The 23,242-nt window shown below is 69.8% G+C and carries 24 protein-coding genes and 1 riboswitch; of the genes, 8 read left to right on the top strand and 16 right to left on the bottom strand.

The window, feature by feature from the left end; genetic code table 11:
* Positions 1-167 precede the first annotated feature (167 nt).
* The 4 genes from nusB to J5226_RS09540 form a co-directional block, all read right to left on the bottom strand.
* Complete coding sequence (gene nusB / locus J5226_RS09555; protein WP_215839686.1) at positions 168-635, bottom strand: transcription antitermination factor NusB; 468 nt, start codon at positions 633-635, stop codon at positions 168-170.
* A complete protein-coding gene (ribH, locus tag J5226_RS09550) occupies positions 632-1,099 on the bottom strand; it encodes a 6,7-dimethyl-8-ribityllumazine synthase (protein ID WP_215839685.1) in 468 nt (155 codons plus the stop codon). Before ribH ends, nusB begins: the two co-directional genes overlap by 4 nt.
* A 98-nt stretch (positions 1,100-1,197) precedes the next feature.
* Complete coding sequence (ribB, locus tag J5226_RS09545; RefSeq protein ID WP_215839684.1) at positions 1,198-2,352, bottom strand: 3,4-dihydroxy-2-butanone-4-phosphate synthase; 1,155 nt, start codon at positions 2,350-2,352, stop codon at positions 1,198-1,200.
* Entirely contained in the window at positions 2,349-2,957 is a 609-nt protein-coding gene (locus J5226_RS09540) for a riboflavin synthase (RefSeq protein ID WP_215839683.1), read from the bottom strand. Before J5226_RS09540 ends, ribB begins: the two co-directional genes overlap by 4 nt.
* A gap of 81 nt (positions 2,958-3,038) precedes the next feature.
* On the opposite strand from J5226_RS09540, the gene J5226_RS09535 reads away from it, so the two are divergent.
* Positions 3,039-3,185: a hypothetical protein gene (locus J5226_RS09535; RefSeq protein ID WP_215839682.1), complete on the top strand. Its 147-nt coding sequence runs from the start codon at positions 3,039-3,041 to the stop codon at positions 3,183-3,185.
* Positions 3,159-3,329: riboswitch (FMN riboswitch) on the bottom strand. (Overlaps the previous gene by 27 nt.)
* Positions 3,330-3,516: 187 nt before the next feature.
* Here the strand turns inward: J5226_RS09535 and J5226_RS09530 are convergent.
* The 6 genes from J5226_RS09530 to glyA form a co-directional block, all read right to left on the bottom strand.
* Positions 3,517-4,293 carry a class I SAM-dependent methyltransferase gene (locus tag J5226_RS09530; RefSeq protein WP_215839681.1) on the bottom strand — a complete coding sequence of 259 codons (777 nt, stop codon included), beginning with the start codon at positions 4,291-4,293 and terminating at the stop codon, positions 3,517-3,519.
* 109 nt (positions 4,294-4,402) lie between these two features.
* On the bottom strand, positions 4,403-5,494 hold the full coding sequence (ribD, locus tag J5226_RS09525) for a bifunctional diaminohydroxyphosphoribosylaminopyrimidine deaminase/5-amino-6-(5-phosphoribosylamino)uracil reductase RibD (RefSeq protein WP_215839680.1): 1,092 nt from the start codon (positions 5,492-5,494) through the stop codon (positions 4,403-4,405).
* Entirely contained in the window at positions 5,491-5,973 is a 483-nt protein-coding gene (locus J5226_RS09520) for a hypothetical protein (protein WP_215839679.1), read from the bottom strand. Before J5226_RS09520 ends, ribD begins: the two co-directional genes overlap by 4 nt.
* Before the next feature lie 10 nt (positions 5,974-5,983).
* A complete protein-coding gene (nrdR, locus tag J5226_RS09515; protein ID WP_215839678.1) occupies positions 5,984-6,499 on the bottom strand; it encodes a transcriptional regulator NrdR in 516 nt (171 codons plus the stop codon).
* A 3-nt stretch (positions 6,500-6,502) separates the two neighbouring features.
* Positions 6,503-6,910: a four helix bundle protein gene (locus J5226_RS09510; RefSeq protein WP_215839677.1), complete on the bottom strand. Its 408-nt coding sequence runs from the start codon at positions 6,908-6,910 to the stop codon at positions 6,503-6,505.
* 76 nt (positions 6,911-6,986) lie between these two features.
* Positions 6,987-8,264, bottom strand: coding sequence for a serine hydroxymethyltransferase (gene glyA / locus J5226_RS09505; RefSeq protein WP_215839676.1), 1,278 nt, complete (start codon positions 8,262-8,264; stop codon positions 6,987-6,989).
* Positions 8,265-8,585: 321 nt separating this feature from the next.
* Between glyA and lpxO the strand changes: the two genes are divergently transcribed.
* Together lpxO and ettA are read left to right on the top strand one after the other, a co-directional pair.
* The gene (lpxO, locus tag J5226_RS09500; protein WP_345778201.1) at positions 8,586-9,488 is read left to right on the top strand and encodes a lipid A hydroxylase LpxO; all 903 of its coding nucleotides are present in this window, start codon (positions 8,586-8,588) and stop codon (positions 9,486-9,488) included.
* A gap of 351 nt (positions 9,489-9,839) precedes the next feature.
* Positions 9,840-11,501: an energy-dependent translational throttle protein EttA gene (gene ettA / locus J5226_RS09495; RefSeq protein ID WP_215839674.1), complete on the top strand. Its 1,662-nt coding sequence runs from the start codon at positions 9,840-9,842 to the stop codon at positions 11,499-11,501.
* Between the two features lie 231 nt (positions 11,502-11,732).
* On the opposite strand, the gene J5226_RS09490 is transcribed toward ettA, so the two are convergent.
* On the bottom strand, positions 11,733-12,263 hold the full coding sequence (locus J5226_RS09490; protein ID WP_215839673.1) for a papain-like cysteine protease family protein: 531 nt from the start codon (positions 12,261-12,263) through the stop codon (positions 11,733-11,735).
* Between the two features lie 384 nt (positions 12,264-12,647).
* On the opposite strand from J5226_RS09490, the gene map reads away from it, so the two are divergent.
* The 3 genes from map to J5226_RS09475 all read left to right on the top strand — a co-directional run bounded on the left by map (position 12,648) and on the right by J5226_RS09475 (position 14,696).
* Positions 12,648-13,388, top strand: a complete 741-nt coding sequence (gene map / locus J5226_RS09485; RefSeq protein WP_215839672.1) for a type I methionyl aminopeptidase — start codon at positions 12,648-12,650, stop codon at positions 13,386-13,388.
* A gap of 238 nt (positions 13,389-13,626) precedes the next feature.
* Positions 13,627-14,439 (top strand): orotidine-5'-phosphate decarboxylase, encoded by an 813-nt coding sequence (pyrF, locus tag J5226_RS09480; protein WP_215839671.1) that lies wholly within the window; start codon positions 13,627-13,629, stop codon positions 14,437-14,439.
* Positions 14,440-14,447: 8 nt separating this feature from the next.
* Positions 14,448-14,696 (top strand): hypothetical protein, encoded by a 249-nt coding sequence (locus J5226_RS09475; RefSeq protein ID WP_215839670.1) that lies wholly within the window; start codon positions 14,448-14,450, stop codon positions 14,694-14,696.
* A 221-nt stretch (positions 14,697-14,917) separates the two neighbouring features.
* Here the strand turns inward: J5226_RS09475 and J5226_RS09470 are convergent, their stop codons facing one another.
* Positions 14,918-15,787, bottom strand: a complete 870-nt coding sequence (locus J5226_RS09470) for a hypothetical protein (protein ID WP_215839669.1) — start codon at positions 15,785-15,787, stop codon at positions 14,918-14,920.
* An 85-nt stretch (positions 15,788-15,872) separates the two neighbouring features.
* On the bottom strand, positions 15,873-16,760 hold the full coding sequence (locus J5226_RS09465) for a hypothetical protein (protein ID WP_215839668.1): 888 nt from the start codon (positions 16,758-16,760) through the stop codon (positions 15,873-15,875).
* Positions 16,761-16,891: 131 nt separating this feature from the next.
* Here J5226_RS09465 and J5226_RS09460 point away from each other — a divergent pair, with 131 nt between their 5' ends.
* Both J5226_RS09460 and J5226_RS09455 read left to right on the top strand, forming a co-directional pair.
* Positions 16,892-17,845, top strand: coding sequence for an MBL fold metallo-hydrolase (locus tag J5226_RS09460; RefSeq protein ID WP_215839667.1), 954 nt, complete (start codon positions 16,892-16,894; stop codon positions 17,843-17,845).
* A gap of 78 nt (positions 17,846-17,923) precedes the next feature.
* Entirely contained in the window at positions 17,924-18,673 is a 750-nt protein-coding gene (locus J5226_RS09455; protein ID WP_215839666.1) for a TSUP family transporter, read from the top strand.
* A gap of 63 nt (positions 18,674-18,736) precedes the next feature.
* Here J5226_RS09455 and J5226_RS09450 read toward each other — a convergent pair whose 3' ends face one another.
* The 3 genes from J5226_RS09450 to gspD all read right to left on the bottom strand — a co-directional run bounded on the left by J5226_RS09450 (position 18,737) and on the right by gspD (position 23,230).
* On the bottom strand, positions 18,737-19,618 hold the full coding sequence (locus J5226_RS09450; protein WP_255323040.1) for a glycosyltransferase family 2 protein: 882 nt from the start codon (positions 19,616-19,618) through the stop codon (positions 18,737-18,739).
* Positions 19,602-20,441: a glycosyltransferase gene (locus tag J5226_RS09445; protein ID WP_215839665.1), complete on the bottom strand. Its 840-nt coding sequence runs from the start codon at positions 20,439-20,441 to the stop codon at positions 19,602-19,604. Before J5226_RS09445 ends, J5226_RS09450 begins: the two co-directional genes overlap by 17 nt.
* A 533-nt stretch (positions 20,442-20,974) precedes the next feature.
* Positions 20,975-23,230, bottom strand: a complete 2,256-nt coding sequence (gspD, locus tag J5226_RS09440) for a type II secretion system secretin GspD (protein WP_215839664.1) — start codon at positions 23,228-23,230, stop codon at positions 20,975-20,977.
* Positions 23,231-23,242: the final 12 nt, after the last annotated feature.

Raw genomic sequence — 23,242 nt, 5'->3', positions numbered from 1 at the left:
GAATAGGGAAACGCTGGGAGCTAGCGGTTAGGAGTTAGGAGTTAGCGAAAGCAAAAGCGGGCGGGAGGTCCAACCAAGCTCGACTTCGACGCGCGGCGCAAACCGCGTCGCACCGCTTCACCTATCTCCTATCTCCTATCTCCTATCTCCTATCCGCCAACTCCGCTTCAACGCTTCTTGGCCGCCGCAGCCGCCTCGGCCGACCGCCACTGCGCGGCCGCGCGGTCCAGCACGCCGTTGACGTAGGTATGGCCGTGCTCGGCGCCGAAGCGCTTGACCGACTCGATGGCCTCGTTGATGACCACGCGGTACGGCACGTCGAGGCGGTGGCGCAGTTCGTAGGCGGCGATGCGCAGCGCGGCGCGTTCGATCGCGTCGACCTGCTCGATCTCGCGGTCGAGGAACGGAGTCAGCGCGGGGTCGAGATCGGCTTCCTGGTGGCGGACGACGCCGCGCACCAGATCTTCGAAATAGGCCAGGTCGGCGACTTCGTGGGCCTGTTCGTGGGCGAACTGGGCGATGATCTCGTCGGCCTTGGCGTCGGTCATCTGCCAGGCGTAGATCGCCTGCAGGGCGCGGCGGCGGGCGCGCGAACGCGCGACGGGGTCGATGCCATCGGGACGGCGGCGATTCATGGCAGTTGCTCCAGCAGGTGACTCATTTCCAAGGCGGCCAGCGCCGCTTCTTCGCCCTTGTTGCCGTGGCTGCCGCCGGCGCGGTTTTCCGCGTCCTCGTGGCGCTCCACGGCGAGCACGCCGTTGGCGATGGGCAGGCCGTAGTCGAGCGAGACGCGCATCAGGCCGTCGGAACAGCCGTCGGCGACTTGCTCGTAATGGCGGGTGTCGCCGCGCACGACGCAGCCCAGCGCGACGACCGCGACGTGCTTGCCGCCGGCGGCGAGGCGGCGCGCGAGCACCGGCAGTTCCCAGGCGCCGGGGACGCGGATCACGTCGATGGCGTCCTCGGCGACGCCGTGGTCGGCGAAAGTCTTGCGCGCGCCGGCCACCAGGGTGTCGGTGATGCGCGGGTTCCAGCGGCTGGCGATGATGGCGTAGCGCGCGCCCGGCGGGCTGCGCAGGTCGCCTTCGTAATGGGGCATGGCGGGGGTCGCTGTGCTGGGACGGACGAAAGGGGGGGCTAGTTTACCGGTTGGGGGGCGGGGACGGGCCGCGCGCGGCCGCCCGTCCCGCCCGGGCCTCAACCGAGGCGGGCGATATCCACGTACTCGACCACTTCCAGGCCGAACCCGGCCAGGCCGATCTGCTTGCGCGGGGTGCCCAGCACGCGCAGCTTGCCCAGGCCCAGGTCGGCCAGGATCTGGCCGCCGGCGCCGTTGCGGCGCCATTCGGCCAGGGCGTGGCCGCGGGTCGGCGGCGGCGCGGCGGGGGCGTCCTCGTGGGCGTCGGCGTGCGCCTCGTGCGCGCCGGGCTGCTCGCGCACCCGCGCCAGCAGCGCGTCGGGGTCGGCGTGGTCGGACAGCAGCACCAGCGCGCCGCGGCCCTCGCGGGCGATCGCGGCGAGCACGTCGCCGACCGCCGGGCCGAAGTCCGGCCGGCGCCAGTGCAGCGCGTCGGCCAGCGGGTTCTGCATGTGCACGCGCACCAGGGTCGGCTGCTGCGCGTCGGGTTCGCCGCGCTGCAGGGCGAAGTGCACGGCGCGGGTCAGGCGGTCGCGGTAGCTCAGCAGCTGGAACGGGCCGTGCTCTGTCTCGATCTGGCGCGAATCCACGCGTTCGACCGTGTGCTCGGTGGCGAGGCGGTAGCGGATCAACTCCTCGATCGAACCGATCTTCAGCCCGTGCTCGGCGGCGAACTTCTCCAGCTCCGGGCGCCGCGCCATGCTGCCGTCGGGGTTGAGCACCTCGACCAGCACGCCGGCCGGCTCCAGGCCCGCCAGCATCGCCAGGTCGCTGGCCGCCTCGGTGTGGCCGGCGCGGCTGAGCACGCCGCCGGGCTGCGACATCAGCGGGAAGATGTGGCCGGGCTGGGCCAGATCCGACGGCTTGGCGTCCGGCCGCACCGCGGTGCGCACGGTGTGGGCGCGGTCGTAGGCGGAAATGCCGGTGGTGACGCCTTCGGCCGCCTCGATGCTGACGGTGAAGTTGGTGTGGTGCGGCGAAGTGTTGTCGCGCACCATCGGGCCCAGGCCCAGTTGCAGGCAGCGCTCGCGCATCAGCGACAGGCACACCAGCCCGCGGGCGTGGGTGACCATGAAGTTGATGTCGGCCGGACGCACCAGCTCGGCGGCCATGATCAAGTCGCCTTCGTTCTCGCGGTCCTCGTCGTCGACGATCACGACCATGCGGCCGGCGCGGATTTCTTCCAACAGTTCGGGGACGGTGGCGAAGCTCATGCGGACGCCTCCGGACGCTCGCCGAGCAAGCGCTCGACGTAACGCGCGACCAGATCGATTTCCAGGTTCACCGGCGCGCCGACCGCGGTGTCGGAGAACGCGGTGTTGGCGACCGTGTGCGGAATCAGCGCGACCTCGAAGCCTTCGCTGTCGACTTCGTTGACCGTGAGGCTGACGCCGTCGACGCAGATCGAGCCCTTCTTGGCGATGTAGCGCAGCAGCGGCGCCGGCGCGCGGAAGCGCCAACGCTGGGCGCGCGCGTCTTCGCGCACCGATTCGACCGCGCCGACGCCGTCGACGTGGCCGCTGACCAAATGCCCGCCGAGGCGGTCGCTGGGCCGCATCGCGCGTTCCAGGTTGACCTTGGCGCCGGCCTGCAGCGCGCCGAGCGTGGTCAGGGCGAGGGTTTCGGTGGACGCGTCGGCGTCGTACCAATCCGCGCCGAACTCGATCACGGTCAGGCACACGCCGTTGACCGCGATGCTTTCGCCGAGCTTGGGCTGGGAGAAATCCAGGCTGCCGGTGGCGATGCGCAGGCGCACGTCGCCGCCGATGGACTGGACGGACTGCAGGCGGCCGACGCCTTCGATGATGCCGGTGAACATCAGCGCGCCTCCTGGCGGAGGGCCGATGCGCGGCCGCGATGGAGCGTGCCGTGATGGAGCGTGGAGCGATGGAGAGTGGTCATGAAACGTTTCCCGCAAGTGGTGAGCGAAAAACGCCTCAAGGCTTCGAGGACGACGCGCGACGCGCGGCGCGGGGCCGCGGGAGCAAGCTCGCCCGTCCTCGCGGACGGGGTCGCGCGCAGCCGTCTTCTTTCATCCGGACTGTGACCGTCGGCTCCGGCATCGGACCGGATCTGCTGACCCCGCGCGGCGCGGGTTTCCCTGTGGAAACCGGGCCGCCCGGGCGCTCGCGGGCTCGCGCGCAAGGCGCCTACCGCCGGTGGGGAATTTCGCCCCGCCCTGAAGACGTTACTGGTGGTGCCGGCCGCAGCCGGCGGGGCGCAGTTTAGCACCCGGGGCCGCGCGGGCCGGTTGTCGCGGGCGGCCCGATGGGACCGGATGCTGCGTTCCGCCGGTGGCGCCGCGGCGTTCGGGCGCGTTCGGGTCGCAAGGCCCGGGAGCGACGGCGCGAGGCCTCGACGCCCCGCTCCGGCCCCGCTCAGCCGGGCTTGCGGCGCAAATGCAGCGCCAACGGCCAGCGCAGTTGGCGCTCGACATCCGGCGGCCCCCAGGCGCGGCTCAGCGCGGCGCGGTGGGCGTAGACCGGATCCTCGCCGGTGGCGATCTTGCAGCGCTCGCTCGCCGACAGGGAATTGAGATAGCCGAGGAATCGCGCCAATCCCCACTGCGCGCTCACCCACAGCACGGGCGCCGGCAGCGGCTCGAACGGCCAGCCGTAACCGGCGTAGCCCTCGCGCACTTCGACGTTCTCGCGCTGCCAATAGCCGTCGATGTCGGCGCGGAACGCGGACACCGCCGCGTCCATGCCGTCGGGAATCAGGAAATCGCCGTAGCTCCACGCTGCCAGCACGCCGGCGGGCGCGAGCACGCGTTCGCACTCGGCGAAGAAACGCTCGCGTTCGAACCAATGCAGCGCCTGGGCCACGGCGACCAGACCGACGCTGCCGTCGTCGAGATCGCAGCGCTCGCCCGGCGCCACGCTCAGGCGCACGTTGCCCTCGCCGCGCAGCGCGGCCGCATGCGCCCAGTGGCGTTCGAGCTGTTGCGGGCTCGGGTCGCTCGCGTGCACGCGCGCCCAGCGCGCGGCAAGCCCGCGCGTGGCCTGCCCGCTGCCGCAGCCGGGTTCCCACACCTGCGCTTGCGCGGGGACGTGCGCGGCGATCGCGTCGAACAACGCGTCGGGGTACTCGGGGCGCGCCGTCGCGTAGCTGTCGGCGATGGCGGAGAAGTGATCCTTGAACTCGTTGCGGCTCATGGGGCAGGAGTGAGCGGAGAGGAGTGAGGAGCGAGCGAAAGCAGGAGCAGTGTGCGCCTTCTTCGCCGCTCGCGCTTTCGCTCGCTCCTCACTTCTCTGCGCTCGCTTCTCAGCCCCTGGGCCGCAGCAGCACGCGCGTGTCGTCGCCGAGCCGGCGCACGTCGATCAGATCGAGCTGGAACTTGCGGCTCATCGCCTCGATGCCGAGGCCGTCGAACAGCGGCCGCGCGGTTTCGCCGAGCAGTACCGGGGCCACGTACAGCAGCACTTCGTCGACCAAGCCCTGGGTCAGGAACGCGCCGGCCAAGGTCGCGCCGGCTTCGAGTTGGATTTCGTTGACGCCGCGCTCGGCCAGCAGCTTGAGCACGGCTTCCAGGTCGATGCGGCCCTCGCGCACCGGCACCGCCGCGACCTGCGCGTCGAGGCCGCGCGGCGGTTTGGCGTCGGGCGCGTGCAGGTACAGCGTGGGCGCGTCGCCCTCGCGCACGCGGCCGCGCGCGACCGTCGCCAGACCCGGGTCGAGCACCACGCGCAGCGGCGCCACGAACGGCGTGTCGTCGCCCAGGCGCACGGTCAGCGAGGGATCGTCGGCCAGCACCGTGCCGGCGCCGGTGACGATGGCGCCGGCGCGCGCGCGCCACAATTGCACGTCCTGGCGCGAGGCTTCGCCGCTGATCCACTTCGACTCGCCGCTGGCCATGGCGCTGCGCCCGTCCAGGCTCGCCGCCAATTTCACCCGCAGCCACGGCCGTCCGCGTTCCACTCGCGACAGAAAGCCGCGGTTGAGCGCGCGCGCCTGCGCCTCCATCAAGCCGCTGCTGACCGCGATGCCCGCGGCCTGCAGCTTGGCGAAACCGGCGCCGTCGACCTGCGGGAACGGGTCGCGCATCGCCGCGACCACGCGCGCCACGCCGGCTGCGATCAACGCATCGCTGCACGGCCCGGTGCGGCCGGTGTGCGCGCACGGCTCCAGCGTCACGTAGGCGGTGGCGCCGCGCGCGCGTTCGCCGGCGCTGCGCAATGCGTGGATTTCCGCGTGCGGCTCGCCGGCGCGTTCGTGCCAGCCTTCGCCGACGACCTCGTCGCCGTGCGCGATCACGCAACCGACCATCGGGTTCGGCTTGGTGGTGTAGGCGCCCTTCTCGGCCAGGCGCAGGGCGCGGGCCATGTGCAGGTGGTCGGTGGCGGTGAAGTCGCTCATGCCCAGTCCTTTACGGTTTCGTAGCGCGCGCGGGGCGCGTGGCGGCGCAGTTCGGACGCGAACGCCTCCGGCCGGTCGATGCCGACGATCAGCATCGGCGTCGCATCCTCGTCCAACCATATAGCCAGACGGTCGACGACGCCGCGCGAAACGAAGACGTCCACCTTGCGCACCCGGCTCAGATCCACCGCGCCGTTGATCGGCCCTTCGCTGTGCAGACGACCGCCCTCGAACCAATAGCTCAGCCCGTCGAAGAAGCGCCAATGCCGGGCTTCGGCGCGGCGCGAGCCTAGCCAGAGCAGCAACGAAAACGCCGCCCAGCCGAGCGTCAGCCAGATCAGAGGGTCCTGGCCCGGCGCCCAGTGGAACCACGCGTACGCCGCGATCCCCGGCAACACCGCCGCGAACGCGATCCACAGCGAGAAGTAGTGGTTGCGCAAACGCGGGCGCAGGTAGCGATAGCGTGCGGGCGCGGCCATGCCGATGAGCTCAGCGGCGCTTGCGGTCCGGCGCCGAATCCTCGCCCAGCAACGGCAACTGCCCGTCGCCCGGCGCGTCGCGTTCGAGCCGGTCGAGCTCCTCGCGGAAATCGGCCACGTCCTCGAACGAACGGTACACCGAGGCGAAGCGCACGTAGCCGACGTGGTCGAGCTTGCGCAACTCGGCCATGACGAACTCGCCGACCCGGCGCGAGGCCAGCTCGCGCTCGGCGGTCATGCGCAGCTGGTGCACGACCGCGCGCACCGCCGCTTCGATCTGCTCTTCCGACACCGGCCGCTTCTGCAGCGCGCGGTCGAACCCGGCGCGCAGCTTGCGCGCGTCGAACGCCTCGCGGCGCCCGTCGCCCTTGATGATGACCGGCAGCTTCAGCTCGATGGTTTCCAGCGTGCTGAAACGCTCGCCGCAGGCCTCGCACACGCGGCGGCGCCGGATCGTGGCGCCGTCGTCGGACACGCGCGAGTCGATCACGCGGGTGTCGTGGTGCTGGCAGAAGGGGCAATGCATTTTTTAGAGCGGGGAATGGGGAACAGGGAGTGGGGAATGGTTGGGACGCTGTAGTTTGACCTTCAGCGACTTTCGGAGCGATTGCAACAGAAAAGAAACGCGGCGCAAATGGTCGAGGGCTTGCGATGCGGCCTGGGTGTCTGGGAATCCCAGTCGAATCGAAAGCAGCAATTGGGTGTGCACCTCCGCCAGCGACCCGTTCGCCATCGACAAAAACCTCAGGTAGTCGCGCACGCTGCCGCGCGCGTTACCTTCGGCAATGCAAGAGGGCACCGAAACCGCGGCCCTCTTCAACTGCGCCACCAAGCCATAGCGCTCTTCGGCAGGATATCCCTCGCACAGCCGATACACCGTCTCGGCCAAACGCATCGCCTCCTGCCAAACCTTCAAACCGCGATAATCCAAAGTCATCTCGCCCTCCTTGGCGACAATGACGGCGGCACGAAGCCGCCATTCCCTTCATTCCCTTATTTCCCGGTTCCCTGCCTCAGCCGTACACCGGAAACTGCGCGCACTGCTTGGTCACGTTCTCACGCACGCCGGCGATGACCTTCTCGTCCTTCGGATTATCCAACACGTCGCAGATCCACTCGGCCAGCGCCACGCAATCGGCTTCCTTGTAGCCGCGGGTGGTGACGGCCGGGGTGCCGATGCGCAGGCCCGAGGTCACGAACGGCTTCTGCGGGTCGTTGGGCACGGCGTTCTTGTTGACCGTGATGTGGGCGCGGCCGAGCGCGGCTTCCGCGTCCTTGCCGGTGATGCCCTTGCCGATCATGTCGACCAGCATCAGGTGGTTTTCGGTGCCGCCGGAGACGATCTTGTAGCCGCGCGCGATGATGGTCTTGGCCATCGCCTGGGCGTTCTTGACCACCTGCGCCTGATAGTCCTTGAACTCCGGCTGCAGCGCTTCCTTGAACGCCACCGCCTTGGCCGCGATCACGTGCATCAGCGGGCCGCCCTGGATGCCGGGGAAGACGATGCTCTGCAGCTTCTTCTGCATTTCGTCGAAATCGACCTCGCCCACCGCGCCGTCCCAGCGCTTGGCGACGATGATGCCGCCGCGCGGGCCGCGCAGGGTCTTGTGGGTGGTCGAGGTGACCACGTGCGCGTGCGGGACCGGGCTCGGGTAGACGCCGGCGGCGATCAGGCCGGCGACGTGGGCCATGTCGACGAACAGGAAGGCGCCGACCTTGTCGGCGATGGCGCGGAAGCGCGCCCAATCCACCACCTGCGAATACGCGCTGAAGCCGGCCACGACCATCTTCGGCTTGTGCTCCAGGGCCAGACGCTCGACTTCGTCGTAATCGATCAGGCCCTGATCGTTGACGCCGTACTGCACGGCGTTGAACAGCTTGCCCGAGGCGTTGACCTTGGCGCCGTGGGTGAGGTGGCCGCCGTGGGCCAGGCTCATGCCGAGGATGGTGTCGCCGGGGTTGAGTAGGGCGAAGTACACCGCCTGATTGGCCTGCGAGCCCGAATGCGGCTGCACGTTGCCGTAATCGGCGCCGTAGAGCTGCTTGATCCGGTCGATCGCCAGCTGCTCGGCGATGTCGACGTACTCGCAACCGCCGTAATAGCGCTTGCCCGGGTAGCCTTCGGCGTACTTGTTGGTCAGCACGCTGCCCTGGGCTTCCAGCACGCGCGGGCTGGCGTAGTTCTCCGAGGCGATCAGCTCGACATGGTCTTCCTGGCGGCGGGCCTCGTCGGCAATGGCTTGGGCGAGCTCGTCGTCGAATCCGGCAATACGGGTGGTGCTGGGGAACATTCGCGGCCTCGGGGAGAAGTAAGCGGACGGGAGGGGAGGACTCGCGCCAGACCGCCCACGGGCCCGGACAGCGCGCGGGCGGCCCCGCCCGGGCTTGAAATCTCGGGCCGGGCGGCCCATCTCCGCAGCGCGGCCCGGGTGCCTGAATCGGCCCGGGCGGCTTGACGTAAGACTTGAAATGTTAGCCTAGGGGCGTATGGCGGCCAACCGCCAAAGCGCGGCTCCCGCCGCCCCCGTCCGGGGCGGACAATGGCCCCGCCCTCCCACCTCCCCGGCCCGCCGCCGCCCGGCCGGCCCGAATTAGTTCTGGATGCCCCGACCGTGAAATGGGTCTTCGTCTTCCTGTTCCTGGCCGCCGCGGTCTACGTGCATTTCCGCGGCCGGGTCCGCCATCGCCTGGGCCGGCAGCTGCTGGACCACTCCACGTTCATGGCCCCCATCAACGTGCTGATGTACGCCTGCTCGCGGGTGCCGACCACGCCGTTCCTGACCCCGGAGCAGCATTTCCCCGAGCTCGAGCCGCTGCGCGCGCGCTGGAAGGAAGTCCGCGCCGAGGCTCTGCACCTGCGCGAAATGCAGCAGATCAAGGCCGCCGACCAGTACAACGACGTCGGCTTCAACTCGTTCTTCCGCCGCGGCTGGAAGCGCTTCTACCTGAAGTGGTACGACGAGGCCCACCCCTCGGCCGCCGAGCTGTGCCCGGTCACCACCCAGCTGCTGCGCGAGGTGCCCAGCGTCAAGGCGGCGATGTTCACCGAACTGCCGCCGGGCAGCGAACTGCGCCCGCACCGCGATCCCTACGCCGGCTCCCTGCGCCTGCACCTGGGCCTGGAGACGCCGAACGACGACGCCTGTTTCATCGACGTGGACGGCCAGCGCTACAGCTGGCGCGACGGCGAATGGACCATGTTCGACGAGACCTACATCCACTGGGCGCAGAACGGCTCGCAGCACAACCGCATCATCCTGTTCTGCGACATCGAGCGGCCGATGCGCTTCGGCTGGGCGCGCGGGCTCAACCGCTTCATCGCCAAGCGCCTGATCGCCGCCGGCGCCTCGCCCAACAACGAGGGCGACAAGACCGGCGCGATCAACAAGATCTTCAAGTACTTCTACGCCCTGCGGCTCAAGTCCAAGGCGCTGAAGGAACGCAGCAAGGGCACGTACTACTTCTTCAAGTACGCCTCGGTGGCGGCGGTCGTCGCGCTGATCGTTTGGTTGTAAGGCGCGCGGCCGGCGGGACGCGTCCCGCCGACGGCCGAGAAGCGCCGCGACACCCGCCCATCGTCATGCCCGCGAAGGCGGGCATCCGGGGCTCGATCGCGACGCCCCTTCACGCCCCCTGCGGTCGCGCGTTCCGACTCGCGCCGGCTCGCGAGCCGGAAAACCCGCCGGATCGCGCGGACGCCGGTACCGCCCGCCCTGCGGCCCGCGGCCTTCGGATTCACCTTTTTTCGAGCCCCCGCGCTGGAACCCGTCACCCGGCTGCGGGATAATCGGCTGTTCGCAACGCCCCCCGCCCCGCCCCGCGGCCCTTCCGGGTCCGGCCAGGCGCGCCTCTGCTTCGGAGTCCGCATGCAATACATCTACACCATGAACGGCGTCAGCAAGACCGTGCCGCCGAAGCGTCAGATCATCAAGGACATCTCGCTGTCGTTCTTCCCCGGCGCCAAGATCGGCCTGCTCGGCCTGAACGGCGCGGGCAAGTCGACCGTGCTCAAGATCATGGCCGGCGTCGATACCGACTTCACCGGCGAGGCGCGTCCGGCCAGCGGCATCAAGGTCGGCTACCTGCCGCAGGAACCGCAGATCGATCCGGAAAAGACCGTGCGCCAAGCGGTCGAGGAAGGCGTCGGCGAAGTGCTCAACGCCCAGGCCGCGCTCGACGCGATCTACGCCGCCTACGCCGAGGACGGCGCCGACTTCGACGCGCTGGCCAAGGAGCAAGAGCGCCTGGAGGCGGTCCTCGCCGCCGGCGACGCCCACACCCTGGAAAACCAGCTCGAAGTCGCCGCCGACGCGCTGCGCCTGCCGCCGTGGGACGCCGTCGTCGGCAAGCTGTCCGGCGGCGAGAAGCGCCGCGTCGCGCTGTGCCGCCTGCTGCTGCAGAAGCCCGACATGCTGCTGCTCGACGAACCGACCAACCACCTCGACGCCGAATCGGTCGAATGGCTCGAGCAGTTCCTCGCCCGCTACACCGGCACCGTGGTGGCGGTCACCCACGATCGCTACTTCCTCGACAACGCCGCCGAGTGGATCCTCGAACTCGACCGCGGCCGCGGCATTCCGTGGAAGGGCAACTACACCGATTGGCTGGTGCAGAAGGACGAGCGCCTGAAGCAGGAAGACAATCAGGAAAAGGCCCGCCAGAAGGCGATCCAGAAGGAACTCGAGTGGGCCCGGCAGAACGCCAAGGGCGGCCGCTCCAAGGGCAAGGCGCGTCTGGCCCGCATCGAAGAGCTGCAGGCGGTGGATTACCAGCGCCGCCAAGAGACCAACGAAATCTTCATCCCGCCGGGCGAGCGCCTGGGCAACAAGGTGATGGAGTTCAAGAACGTCTCGAAGAAGTTCGGCGAGCGCCTGCTGATCGACAACCTGAGCTTCGTCGTGCCGCCGGGCGCGATCGTCGGCATCATCGGCCCGAACGGCGCCGGCAAGTCGACCCTGTTCCGCATGATCATCGGCCAGGAGAAGCCGGATTCGGGCGAGATCGACATGGGCCCGACCGTCAAGCTCGCCTACGTCGACCAGAGCCGCGACAAGCTGGAAGGCAACCACAACGTCTTCCACGAAGTGTCCGGCGGCCTGGACATCCTCAACATCAACGGCATCGAGATCCAGTCGCGCGCCTACATCGGCCGCTTCAACTTCAAGGGCCAGGACCAGCAGAAGATGGTCGGCAGCCTGTCGGGCGGCGAACGCGGCCGCCTGCATCTGGCCAAGACCTTGCTGCAGGGCGGCAACGTGCTGCTGCTCGACGAACCGTCCAACGACCTCGACGTGGAAACCCTGCGCGCGCTGGAAGACGCGTTGCTCGAGTTCCCGGGCAACACCTTCGTGATCTCGCACGACCGCTGGTTCCTCGACCGCATCGCGACCCACATCCTGGCCTTCGAAGGCGACTCGCACGTCGAGTTCTTCCAAGGCAACTACCGCGAGTACGAGGAAGACAAGAAGCGCCGCCTGGGCGAGGAAGGCGCCAAGCCGCATCGTCTGCGGTTCAAGGCGCTGAAGTAAGCGGGAACAAGTAACAAGCGATGAAGCGAGCCGCGCCGAAACAATCCGGCGCGGCGATCCGCGATCGATGGCGGTAAGTCGCGTCCGCCGGCTGCGCTGTGTGCACGGCGGGCGCGGCCGGCTTCAACGCTGCCCGGATGCGGGTCGCATCGACGCAGTCACGGACATCGACGTCGCTGCCGCCCGGCAGAGGACCTCCGCCGGCGCGTCACCCAGCCTTGCAAGCGGAGTTCACGCGTGGGCATCCACGTAGGACGTGTTCTGCCAATACGAACCCGATGTGTAGGTGGCGCCGTAGGCGACGGTGACGACTTTGCCCAGGGCGGGATCGAAGACCTCGATCCGGCTGCCGTCGTCGTTGATGCCGACGATCACCAGCCAATGGCCTTCCTTGGCGTCCAGGTTGGGCTTCTTCCCCGGATTCGTGCTGCCGATGATGGCCAGCATCGGCTTCTTGCTCCTGAGTTCTACACGGATCTCGTCGGGCTCGGGGATGGGCCGGCTGTCGGTATTGTTGTCGAAGCCCAGATAGGCGAGAGCGTCGGCGGCCGAACGCTGGACGTCGATGTCCTTGTAGGCCGGGTCCTTGGCCGCGGTGGCGTATTGATCCGCGAACTTCTGGTCGCTGTCGAACTGGCTGGCCTGGTAAGAACCGGCCTCGCCCTGGCCGATGTACCAGTTGACGATCTCGCGTCCTGCGCAGGCCCAACAGGAGTTGGATACGGCCTGGGTCGCGGTGGGAAAGCCATCGAGTCGGGTCATGATCGGATCCTCGGACGCACGGGGAGGGGCACGGCACCGAATGCCGGCGCCGTGGCCTCCATCAGGACGCGCAGGCAAGGCCGTCGTGAAGCGGAATCGCGCCGGTTCAGCCGGGCGCGTCCGCGACCGCCCGCGCGCGCAGCCGCCATCCCGGGTAACCTCGCACCATCGGACTGCGGCAACGCATTCCCCCGCAAGGCGCACGCAGGACGGTTTCATGAGCGGTCTCGACGCACGCTCCCGCGCAGGCCGCGCGGCCTGCCTGTCCGGCCAGGCCTTCTTCGCCAGCCTGTCGCCGGGCCGCTGCGCGACGGCCCTCCCACGCATGCGACCGATCGTTGCCGTATTCCCACCGCTCCCGATGCTCTCCACTGAGGTACCGCCATGACGCTGATGCACGCATTCGAACTCGAAGGACTCCGCCGCGCCGGCACCTTGGTGGCCTCGGTTCTGGCGACGATGCGCGAGGCGGCCGTGCCCGGCGCGGTCTCGCGCGACCTCGACGCGATCGGCGCGGCGATGCTGCGCGAGGCCGGCGCGCGCTCGGCGCCGCAGCTGACCTACGACTTCCCCGGCGCGACCTGCATCAGCATCAACGAAGTCGCCGCGCACGGCATTCCCGACGGCACGGTGCTGCGCGAGGGCGATCTGGTCAACATCGACGTGTCGGCCGAACTGGACGGCTATTTCGCCGACACCGGCGGCAGCTTCGTGGTCGGCGCGCGACCCAACGCGACCCAGCGCAAGCTGTTGGACGCGACCTTGGAAGCGCGCGACGCCGCGATCGCGCAACTGCGCGCGGGCAACCTCCTCAACAGCATCGGCCGCACCGTCGAGGCGGTGGCCGCGCGCCACGGGCTGCGGGTGATCCGCAACCTCGGCAGCCACGGCGTCGGCCGCGCCCTGCACGAGGCGCCCGGCAACATTCCCGGCTATTACGATCCGCGCGACACCCGCCGTTTGCACGAAGGCATGGTCATCACCATCGAGCCGTTCCTGGCGACCCACTGCACCCACACCGACGAAGGCGACGACGGCTGGGCGATGCGCTGCCGGCGCGGCTTCGCCGCGCAGTTCGAGCACACGGTGGTGGTGACGTCGGGCGAGCCGATCGTGGTGACGTGAGCGATGGGAAAAACCCAACGCTTCCGCAACCGCCCGATGTAACGCGACACCGCCGAAACCGACCGCAGCAACGCGACTCCCGCCGTCGTTCCGGCGAAAGCCGGAACCCATTTTGCTCCTGCTTTCAACGCTATCGAAGTACGCAAAGCAAAATCAAAATGGATTCCGGCTTTCGCCGGAACGACGGGGCGGGGGCGGCGCCTCCCCACCTCATCACCGCACCGCGAAGGAATTCCCCATGAGCTTCATGCAGGCACTACGCCGCCGCTGGCAACAGGCCGACACCCTGGTCTGCGTGGGTCTCGACCCGGAACCGGCCAAGTTCCCGGCGAAATTCGCTGCCGACGCCGATGCCGTGTTCGCCTTCAACCGCGACATCGTCGACGCCACCGCGCAGTACGCCTGCGCGTTCAAGCCGCAGATCGCCCACTTCGCCGCGCTGCGCGCCGAAGACGCGCTGACCCGGCTGATCGCCCACATCCACGCGAACCACCCCGACGTGCCGGTGATCCTCGACAGCAAGCGCGGCGATATCGGCAGCACCGCGCAGCATTACGTCGGCGAGGCCTTCGACCGCTACCGCGCCGACGCGGTGACGGTGAACCCGTACATGGGCCGCGACTCGGCTCAGCCCTTCCTCGACCGCGCCGACCGCGGCGTGGTGATCCTGTGCCGCACCTCCAATCCCGGCGCCGGCGATCTGCAGGATCTGGATATCGGCGGCCGCCCGCTGTACCAGCACGTCGCCGAGAAAGTCGCGCGCGAGTGGAACGGCCACGGCAACTGCGCGCTGGTGGTCGGCGCGACCTGGCCGGAACAACTTCGCGAAGTGCGCGCCATCGTCGGCGACGTACCGTTCCTGGTGCCCGGCGTCGGCGCGCAAGGCGGCGACGTGCAAGCGGTGGTGAGCAACGCCAAGAGCGCCGACGGCACCGGCCTGATGGTCAGCAGCTCGCGCGCGATCCTGTACGCCTCCAACGGCGCGGATTACGCCGAAGCCGCAGCCCACGCCGCGCGCGCGCTGCGCGACGAGATCAACCGCTACCGCTGATCGCCGGCGTGCGCGTGGACGAACTGGGCCTGGATCGAGTCGCGGCCGCGGTGGCCGCGCTGCGCGAACGCGGCCGGATCGACCTCGTCGAGCGCATCGCGATCCCGGAGGCCGAAGTCTTCCTGTGCCGCGCGCGCGGCCGCCGCTTCAACGTCAAGTTCGACGTGGCGTACGGCGCCAGCGTGGAAGCCGTCGACCGTTTCTCCGCGCAGGAATTGGCGGACCTGGAACGCGAGCTGGTCGACGCGGCGCATTGAGCGGCGCCGCGAGGCCCGCCCCCGAATCGTCACCCCCGCGAAGGCGGGGCCCCAGAGACCTCAATGTCCCGCCCCGATGAAGCCCTGGATGCCCGCCTTCGCGGGCATGACGGAGGGAAGTATCGCGGTCGTTGGGTCTGGCGACCGCTCAGCGGCTCGCCGCATCCGTTATCGGCCGCGGCGACCGCACCGAAACGAGCCGGGCTCGAAGCCCCGCCGCCTCAACCCTCGAACGCACGCAAGCCGCCGTCGCGCCAAACGAACAGCCCGGCCGACAAACCATACGGCGACGAGCGCGAAATCTCCTGCGCGATGCCGCGCAGTTCGGCCAGACTCTCACCGTCCTCGCTGCCGCACACCATCAGCTCGTCGCGCGCGGCGATGGCGAACACCGGCTCGCCGCGCACCTCGATGCGCTCGCGCCAACGGTCGAACAGCAACGCCATGCCAGCGTCGTAATTGCGATCCAGGCGCGCGGCGTAGCGGCCGCCGCCACCCTTGAGTTCCAGCTCGGGCAGCAGCTTGGCGAGATTGTCCAAGGCGTGCCCGCGCAGCGCTTCGCCGTGCAGCTCGCGCTCCTCGGCTTCTTGCGGCGAGAGGAAGCTCATCGAGGCGGGCGTGTCGACCACGTAGGTCACGATCAAATCGCCCGCCAGCGGTTCGATCAGGAACGGCGCCTGCGCGGCCTCGGGTTGCGCGGCGCGCAGTTGCTGCATCGCCACCTCGTGCCATTCGCGGGTCTTGATCACCGGCAACACCACGCCCGCGTCGGCGTCGTCGGACGCGAGCCGTCGCTGCATCTCGCGCACCGAGGCCATCTGGTCGGCGAGCACGGCGTCGAGCTCTTGCGGCGCGCTCAGGTAACGCTGATAGGCGTTGCCCAATTGCAACCCCGCCTGGATTTCGCCGGGCAGCGATACGTCGATGCGCGCGTCGTTCTGCGCGCCGGGCACGATGCGGATGTGCGCGTCGGGAAACGCGTCGCGCAGTTCGCCGGCGAAACGCTCGGCGAAGGCTTTGAGGTCGAGCACGGAGGACGAAGCGGCGGGGGCGGCCGGTTTGCGGCCGAACAGCTTGCTGAAGAAAGACACGACCGGTTCCTTGTGGTCATAGGGGCGGCCCGACTATACCCCCGTATCGCAGCGCACCACGAACGCGCCGCGACGACCCGGCCGTTCAGCCCTCGAACACCCGCAACGCGCCGCCGCGATGCACGAACAACTGCGCCGACAAGCCGTAGGCCGAGTCGCGCGAAATCTCCTGCGCCATCGCCCGCAACGCGCTCAGGCCGTGGCGATCCTGGCTGTCGCACACGATCAGCTCGTCGCGCGCGGCCAGCGCGAACACCGCTTCGCCGCGCACCGGCACGCGCGCGCGCCAGTGCTCGAACAACAGCGCCATGCTGGCGTCGTAGTTGCGGTCCAGGCGCGCGGCGTACAGGCCGTTTTCGCCCTGCACGTCCAGCTCCGGCAAGAACCGCTGCAAGTTGCGCAGCGCGCATTCGCGCAAGGTCTCGCGGTCGAGTCCGCGGCGTTCGGCTTCGGCGGGCGAGAGGTAATCCATCGAATCGGGCCGGTCCTCCACGAAGGTCAGCACCAGATCGCCGACCAAGGGTTCGATCACGAACGCCACGCGCGCGCCGCCGCCGATGGCGCGCGCTTGCTGCCGCGCCACCTCGTGCCAGCCGCGGGTTTTCAGCACCGGCAGGATCGCTTCGTCGAGCGCGGCCTCGGCGCCGCGCGCGTGGCGCCGCTGCGATTCGCGCGCGGCCGCGACTTGTTCGGCCAGCACTTGTTCCAGCGCGCCGGGCGCGTCGAGGTAGCGGCGATAGCTGTGGCCGACATAGCGGGTGTCGGCGAAACCGTCCGGCAGCGACCAATCGATGCGGGTGTCGGCCAGTTGCGCGCCGTGGCCGATGCGCAGCTGCGCTTGCGGCCAGGTCGCGCGCAGGGCTTGCGCGTAGCGCTCGGTGAAGGCGTGCAGGTCGAGCGGGTGGGTCAGCGCGCCGAGCGCCGGCTCCGCCGCGCGCTGGCCGAACAATCGGTTCAACAACGACAACGCCATCGCCGATCCCTCCGTGGCCGGGCCCCCCGCCCGTCCCGGCCGACTATACGAACGCCCTCGTGATGGCCCGCCTCACGCTGTACCGCACGCCGCGAGCGCGATCACGGTCGCTGCCCGGTTAGGCTAAGCGCATGGAATCGCCCGCCGCTCCCGCTTCTCCCGCCCGCCGCCGGGTGCTGGCCGCCTCGCTGGCCGCGCTCGGCGCCGCCGCCCTGCCCGGCCTCGCCGCGGCGGCGTCCGCACGCACCCGCATCGTCCTGCTCGGCACCGCCGGCGGCCCCACGCCCAAGGCGCTGCGCGCGGCGCCGGCCAGCGCGGTGGTGGTCGGCGACGCGGTCTATCTGGTGGATTGCGGCAACGGCGTGGCCCGGCAACTGGCGCTGGCGGGACTGCGCCCGGGCGCGCTGCGCGGCGTATTCGTCACCCATCATCATTCCGACCACAACGCCGACTACGGCAACGTGTTGCTGCTCGCTTGGGCCGCGGACCTGCGCACGCCGGTCGATACCTGGGGCCCACCGCCGCTCAAGCGCATGACCCGGCAGTTCCTGCGCATGAACGACGTCGACATCCGCACCCGCATCGCCGACGAAGGCCGGCCCGATCCGGCCACGCTGATCCGCGCTCACGAGCTGCGCGCCGGCGGCGAGGTGATGCGCGACGAACGCGCGCGCGTGCGCGCCGCCGTGGTCGAGCATCCGCCGCTGCGCCCGGCCTTCGCCTATCGCTTCGACACCGCCGACCGCTCGGTGGTGTTCTCCGGCGACACGCGGCCGAGCGAGGCCTTGATCGAACTGGTGCGCGGCGCCGATGTGCTGGTGCACGAAGTCATGTACCTGCCGGCGCTGGAGAAGCTGATCGCCAGCGAACCGCAGGCGGCGCGCTTGCGCCAGCATTTGCTCGACAGCCACACCACCGCCGAGCAAGTCGGGCGCGTGGCGACCGCGGCGGGGGTGAAGACATTGGTGCTCAATCACTTCGTGCCCGGCGGCGATGCCTCGCTGACCGACGCGGTGTGGCGCGCGGCGGTGGCGCCGCACTTCAAGGGCGAGTTGGTGATCGGACACGACCTGATGTGGCTGTAAGCGCGCGCCGCGCAGGCCCGATGCGTTGAGCGGCCCCGTCGTTGCGGCGAGAATACGCGCTCGATATCGGAGCGCGCGATGGAGTTCTCGTACGACATCCTGTTGGCTTTGTTCTTCATCTCCATCCTTGCCGGCTGCATCGATTCGATCGCCGGCGGCGGCGGGCTGATCACCTTGCCGGCCCTGCTCGCGTTCGGCATGCCGCCGGCCGCGGCGATCGCCACCAACAAGCTCGGCGCGGTCGCGGGCTCGTTTTCGGCCAGCGTCCATTTCATCCGGCTCAAGCAGGTGCGGCTCGCCGACATCCGTCCAGCGATGGCGGCCACCTTCGCCGGCTCGCTGCTCGGCGGCTTCGCCCTGACCCGGATCGACAGTTCGATCCTGAGCTATCTGATCCCGGTGCTGCTGATCGGTTTCGCCCTGTACTTCGTGTTCGCGCCCAGCGTCGGCAGCGAGGACCGCGAGGGCCGGATCTCGCAGGGCGCCTACGCGGTCTTCGTGGCGCTGACGATCGGTTTCTACGACGGCTTCTTCGGCCCCGGCACCGGCACCTTCTTCGCGATTTCGGCGGTGATGCTGCTGGGCTACAACATGATCCGCGCCACCGCCCAGGCCAAGGTGCTGAACTTCTGCAGCAACCTGGCCGCGCTGCTGTTCTTCCTGGCCAAGGGCGCGATCGTGTTCGAGGTGGGGCTGGCGATGCTGTGCGGACAGATCGTCGGCGGCGCGATCGGCGCGCGCCTGGTGGTGCGCAGCGGTACCCGCCTGATCCGCGCGGTGATGGTCTGCGTGGCGCTGGCGATCTCGGTCAAGATGATCGCGAGCTGAGGCCTTCGCGCGTGCGGCGCGCGAGAGCGTCGAACCGCGGCGCGGCGCCGCGAAACCGCTGGCTCAGCGCAACGCCGCGCGCAAGGCCGCGATCGGAAACCGCAACCAGATCGCCGCGAACACCCCCGCGCGCACCAGCGCGCCGCGCCGCGGCGCTTCGAACTTGCGGAAATACCGCCACAGCCCGCGGTGCTTGTTCCATTCGACGAAGAACGGCCGCGAGCGGCTCGACACGCCGCGCACGTGGACCACGCGGATGCCGTTGGCGACCGCGACCACGCCGCCGGCTTCGCGCACGCGCCGGCACAGGTCGAGGTCTTCGGCGTGCAGGCGATAGCCTTCGTCGAAACCGCCGATGCGCGCGAACAGTTCGCGCGGCATCAGCATCAGCGCGCCGGAGGTGGCCTGCACTTCCTGCAGAGGCTGGCTGTCGTCCGGCGCCACCGCCATCTTCGGCGCCGCCCAGGGGCGCAGGATGCCGGCGAGCATCGCGCCGAAATCCGGGTCGCGCCGGCGCACCGCGGCGTCGCGCTCGCCTTGTTCGTTGACCAGATCGGCGCTGAGCAGGCAATCGCCCAGCGGCGCGCCGAGCGCGTGCAGGCGGCGCAGCGTGTCGGGTTCGACCATGCAATCGGGATTGACGAAGGCGAGCCAGTCGTCCTCGTCCGGCGCCGGTTCCAGATCGGCCGCGCCTTGGTTGCAGCCGACCGAGAAGCCGGGGTTGTCGGGGTTGGCGATGAAGCGCAGGCGCGGGTCGAGCGAGGCCTGGCGCTGGACGATGTCGAGGGTGCCGTCGTCGGATTGGTTGTCGACCACGCGGATCGCGCCGACGCCGTCGCAGGCGCGCAGGCGCTCCAGGCATTCGTCGATGGTCGCGGCGCTGCGGTAGCTGACCACCACGGCCTTGAAGACGGCGCGCGCGGCGGGGTCAGAGGAAGAGATCACGTTGCATGTCCGGTGGGCCGACCTGGGTCAGGCGGTCGGCGAGTCGTTGGCGCAGGTCGCGCAGCGGGTCCTGCATGAGGAAATGGGCCAGGCGCGCATGCCAGTCGGGCCAGCGCGCGGCCAGCGCGTCCATGTCGCCGTCGCTCGGCCGGCCTTCCCCGGCGCGGGCGACGAATGCGGTATCGCACAGCACGTTGCGCCAGCCCAGGCCGGACAGGCGCAACGACAGGTCGGTGAGCGCGGCGTACCAGGAGCCGTAACTCTCGGCGTCGAGGCCGCCGGCGCGGCGGCGCGCGGCGCCGCGCAGCAGCACGGCGTGGCTCACCGCGGCCGGCAGTTCCGGGTGCGCGGCCGGCATCTGCGCCAGCGCGCGCGCCAGCCGTTCGGCGTCGCCGGCGTCGGGGGCCGGGTCGATCTCGCCGATGCGCGGCCACGACGCGGCTTCGCCGGCGTTGCACCACGGCGTCGCCGAGGCGATCGCGCCGTCGGCGGCGAAGGCGGCCTGCAAGCGGGTCAGCCAGCCCGGCGCCGGCACCGCGTCGGCGGCGAGCACGGCGACGTCGGCGTCGCCGCAGGCCTTGAGGATTTCGTCCAGGTGCGCGACCTCGCCGACCGGGCGCTGGCGCCGGCTGTAATCGGCGCGCAGGCGGGTGCTTTGCAGCCAGCGTTCGACGATGGCGTAGCCGCGCGGGCCGGTCTGGGCGTCGTCGGCCAGCCACACCCGCGCGCCGGGCGGGGTGCAGGCGTCGAGCGCGGCGAGGCAGGCGTCGAGGGCGTCGTCGTCGACGCCGACCGGGACCACCACGATCGGCAGGTCGGTCATCGCGAAGGCTCCGCGCGCGGGCCGCCGCGGGCGCAGGCCGCGACCGCGTTCGCGCGCCATGCACGGCCGCCGGCGCGGCGCACCGCGACGCGGACGGCGCGCGCCGCGGAAGCGGCGGCGCGGCGTTGCGTCGGCGGGGGCGTGCGGCGATCGGCCATCGGGGCGTCGGTGCGGGACGGCCCATAGTGTGCGGGATCGCGGCCGCTTGCGGGTGATGGCGGCGTCAGCGGCGCGCGCGCGCCTCGTCCGCGGCATCGCCGGCTTGGCCTTCGCGCCGGATCGCGATGCCGTCGGTCTGCTTCCGCAGGAGCGGCGCACGCCGCGATCGCGCCAATGCCAACGCGGCGCAAGCCGCACGGCATAGCGATGCCCGCGACGGCATCGAGGCCACGGTGCGGCTTGAAGCTGCGCGGTCGCGGCTCGCGCCGACCCTATGAAAAACCGCGCAGAACGCGACCGGGCGCCGCGCAAAAACAACGGGGCCGGCAAGCCGGCCCCGTGCGCTCGCGTGCGCCGCCGCGCGGCGGTGCGGCTTACTTCTTTTTCTTCGGGTTCAACGGTTCCATCGCGCGGAAGCGGCGGCTGTACTCGTCGGTGAGGTTGCGCGATTCCTGCGGGCTGCGCACCAAGGTCGGGGTCAACAGGATGATGGTCTCGCGCCGGGTCGTGGCCGAGCCCTGCTTGCCGAACAAGCCGCCCAACACCGGGATCCGGCTCAGGCCCGGCAGGCCGGCGCCGGTGCGGCGGGTCTCGTCGTTGATCAGGCCGGCCAGCAGCACGGTCTCGCCGCTCTGCACCGCCGCCTCGGTCTTGAGCTTGCGGTTGTTGATGGTGACGTTGGTGCTGTTGTTGTTGAGCGGCGCGCCGACCGAGCTGACTTCCTGCACGATGTCCATGAACACCATGCCGTCGCGGCTGACCCGCGGCCGCACCTTGAGGATCACGCCGGTATCGAGGTACTGCACCTGGCTATAGGTGTTGTTGTTGCCGACGCCGGTGTTGACCGACACCGATTCGATCGGAATGCGCGTGCCGACGTTGAGCGAGGCTTCGGCGTTGTTGCGCACGAACACCGAGGGCGTCTGCAGCAGATGCACGTCGGTGACCTTGTCCAGCGCGCTGAGCACCGCGGCCGCGCCGTTCTTGACCAGGCTCCACGACAGGCCGTCTCCGGACTTGCCGCCGATGCTGGCGGCGATCGTGCTCCACTTCAGCGGCACATCCGGATTGGTCCGGCGGTTGAGGTTGGGGAAGCCGTTGTCGGTCGCCGCCTGCTCGAGGAACCAGTTCACGCCGTAGGACAGGTCGCCGGTGAGTTCGACCTCGGCCACCTGCGCCTCGATGTGCACCTGCATCGGCATCACGTCGAGCTTGTCGATCACGTTGCGGATCGACTTCCACGCCTGCGGCGTGGCGCGCACCAGGATCGAATTGGTCTCTTCGACCGCGGCCACGCCGACCTTGGCGCCGTCGACTTCCAGCGTCACCGCGCCGTTGCCGGCCTGGCGCTGGCCGAGCGAGGCGCCGTTGCCGAGGCCGCCGCCGCTGCTGCCGGACGAGCCCAGGCCGCTGCTGTCGCTGCCGCTCTTGCCGATGTCGGCGCTGGAGGTGCCGCTGCCGTTGTCGCGCAGCTCGGTCGATTCCAGGCCCGGCATCAGCGAGGGCGAGCCTTCGCCGCCGCCACCGCCGCCGCTGCGGCCGGCGCCGAACACTTCCGCCAAGCGATCGGCCAGATCCTTGGCCTTGATGTACTTGAGTTCCTGCGTGTACAGCTGCACGCCGTCGCCGGCGCTGTCGATGCGGTCGAGCCAGTCCTTGATGTCGTCCAGGTACTCGGCCTGCGGGGTGATCACCATCACCGCGTTGGCGCCCTCGATCGGCATGAAGCGGAACATGCCCGACACCGGCGACTTGCCCTGTTCGCCGAACACTTTCTCCAGATCGGCCACGACCTTGCTGGCCTTGCCCGACTGCAGCGGGAACACGCCCACCGACATGCCCGACAGCCAGTCGACGTCGAACACCTCGATCGTGCGCAGGTAGTTCTCGAGCTCGGAGCGGGTGCCGCCGACGGTGATGACGTTGCGCGCGTTGTCGACGTTGACGATCGCGTTCGGGCGCGCGTACGGCTTGAGGATCTTCTCCATCTCGGTGGCCGAGACGTACTTCAGCGGCACCGTGCGCACCTCGAAGCCGCGCGCGTTCTCCGCGCTGCCGGTGCGCGCCGACACGTTGCCCGGCAGCGCCTGATCGGCCGGCACGATGTTGTAGCGGCCGCCGCTGTAGATCAGCCGCGCATTGTTCCAGCTCAGCACCATCTCCAGCAGGTTCATCGCTTCGGAAGCGTTGACCTGCTTGGGCGTGGCCAGCGTCACCGTGCCCTGCACGCCCGGCGCGATCACGTAGTTCTGGCCGAGCATCTCGCCGAGGATGGCCTTGACCACCGCGTGCAGCGATTCGCCCTCGAAGTTGAACGAGGCGGTGCCGGTGGTCCCGGGCAGGCCCGGCGGCGGCTTGGACGCGGCGCTGCGGTTGATGACCTGACCGGTGCCGCGGCGGATCTGCGCCTTGGGGCCTTCCTCGTCGGTCTTGGCCGGCAACGGCTCTTGCTCGACCCCGTTGCGCACGATGCGCACGCCGGCCTGCTCCTCGCCCGAGCCCTTCATGGCGCGCGGATCGCCGTCGCGCTTGACCTTCGGAGACACCACGCTGGCGCACGAGGCCAGCTGGGTGGCGATGATCGCGGCCGCCAGGGCGTGGGTAGCGAATTGCTTGGTTCGTTGCTTCATGCGTTCCACTCT

Origin of the sequence: Lysobacter sp. K5869, from assembly GCF_018847975.1 — a bacterium.
In the GTDB taxonomy this organism is placed as follows: Bacteria; Pseudomonadota; Gammaproteobacteria; order Xanthomonadales; family Xanthomonadaceae; genus Lysobacter.
Note: the sequence above shows the minus strand (reverse complement) of the source record. Positions and strands in the feature narration are given on the sequence as shown.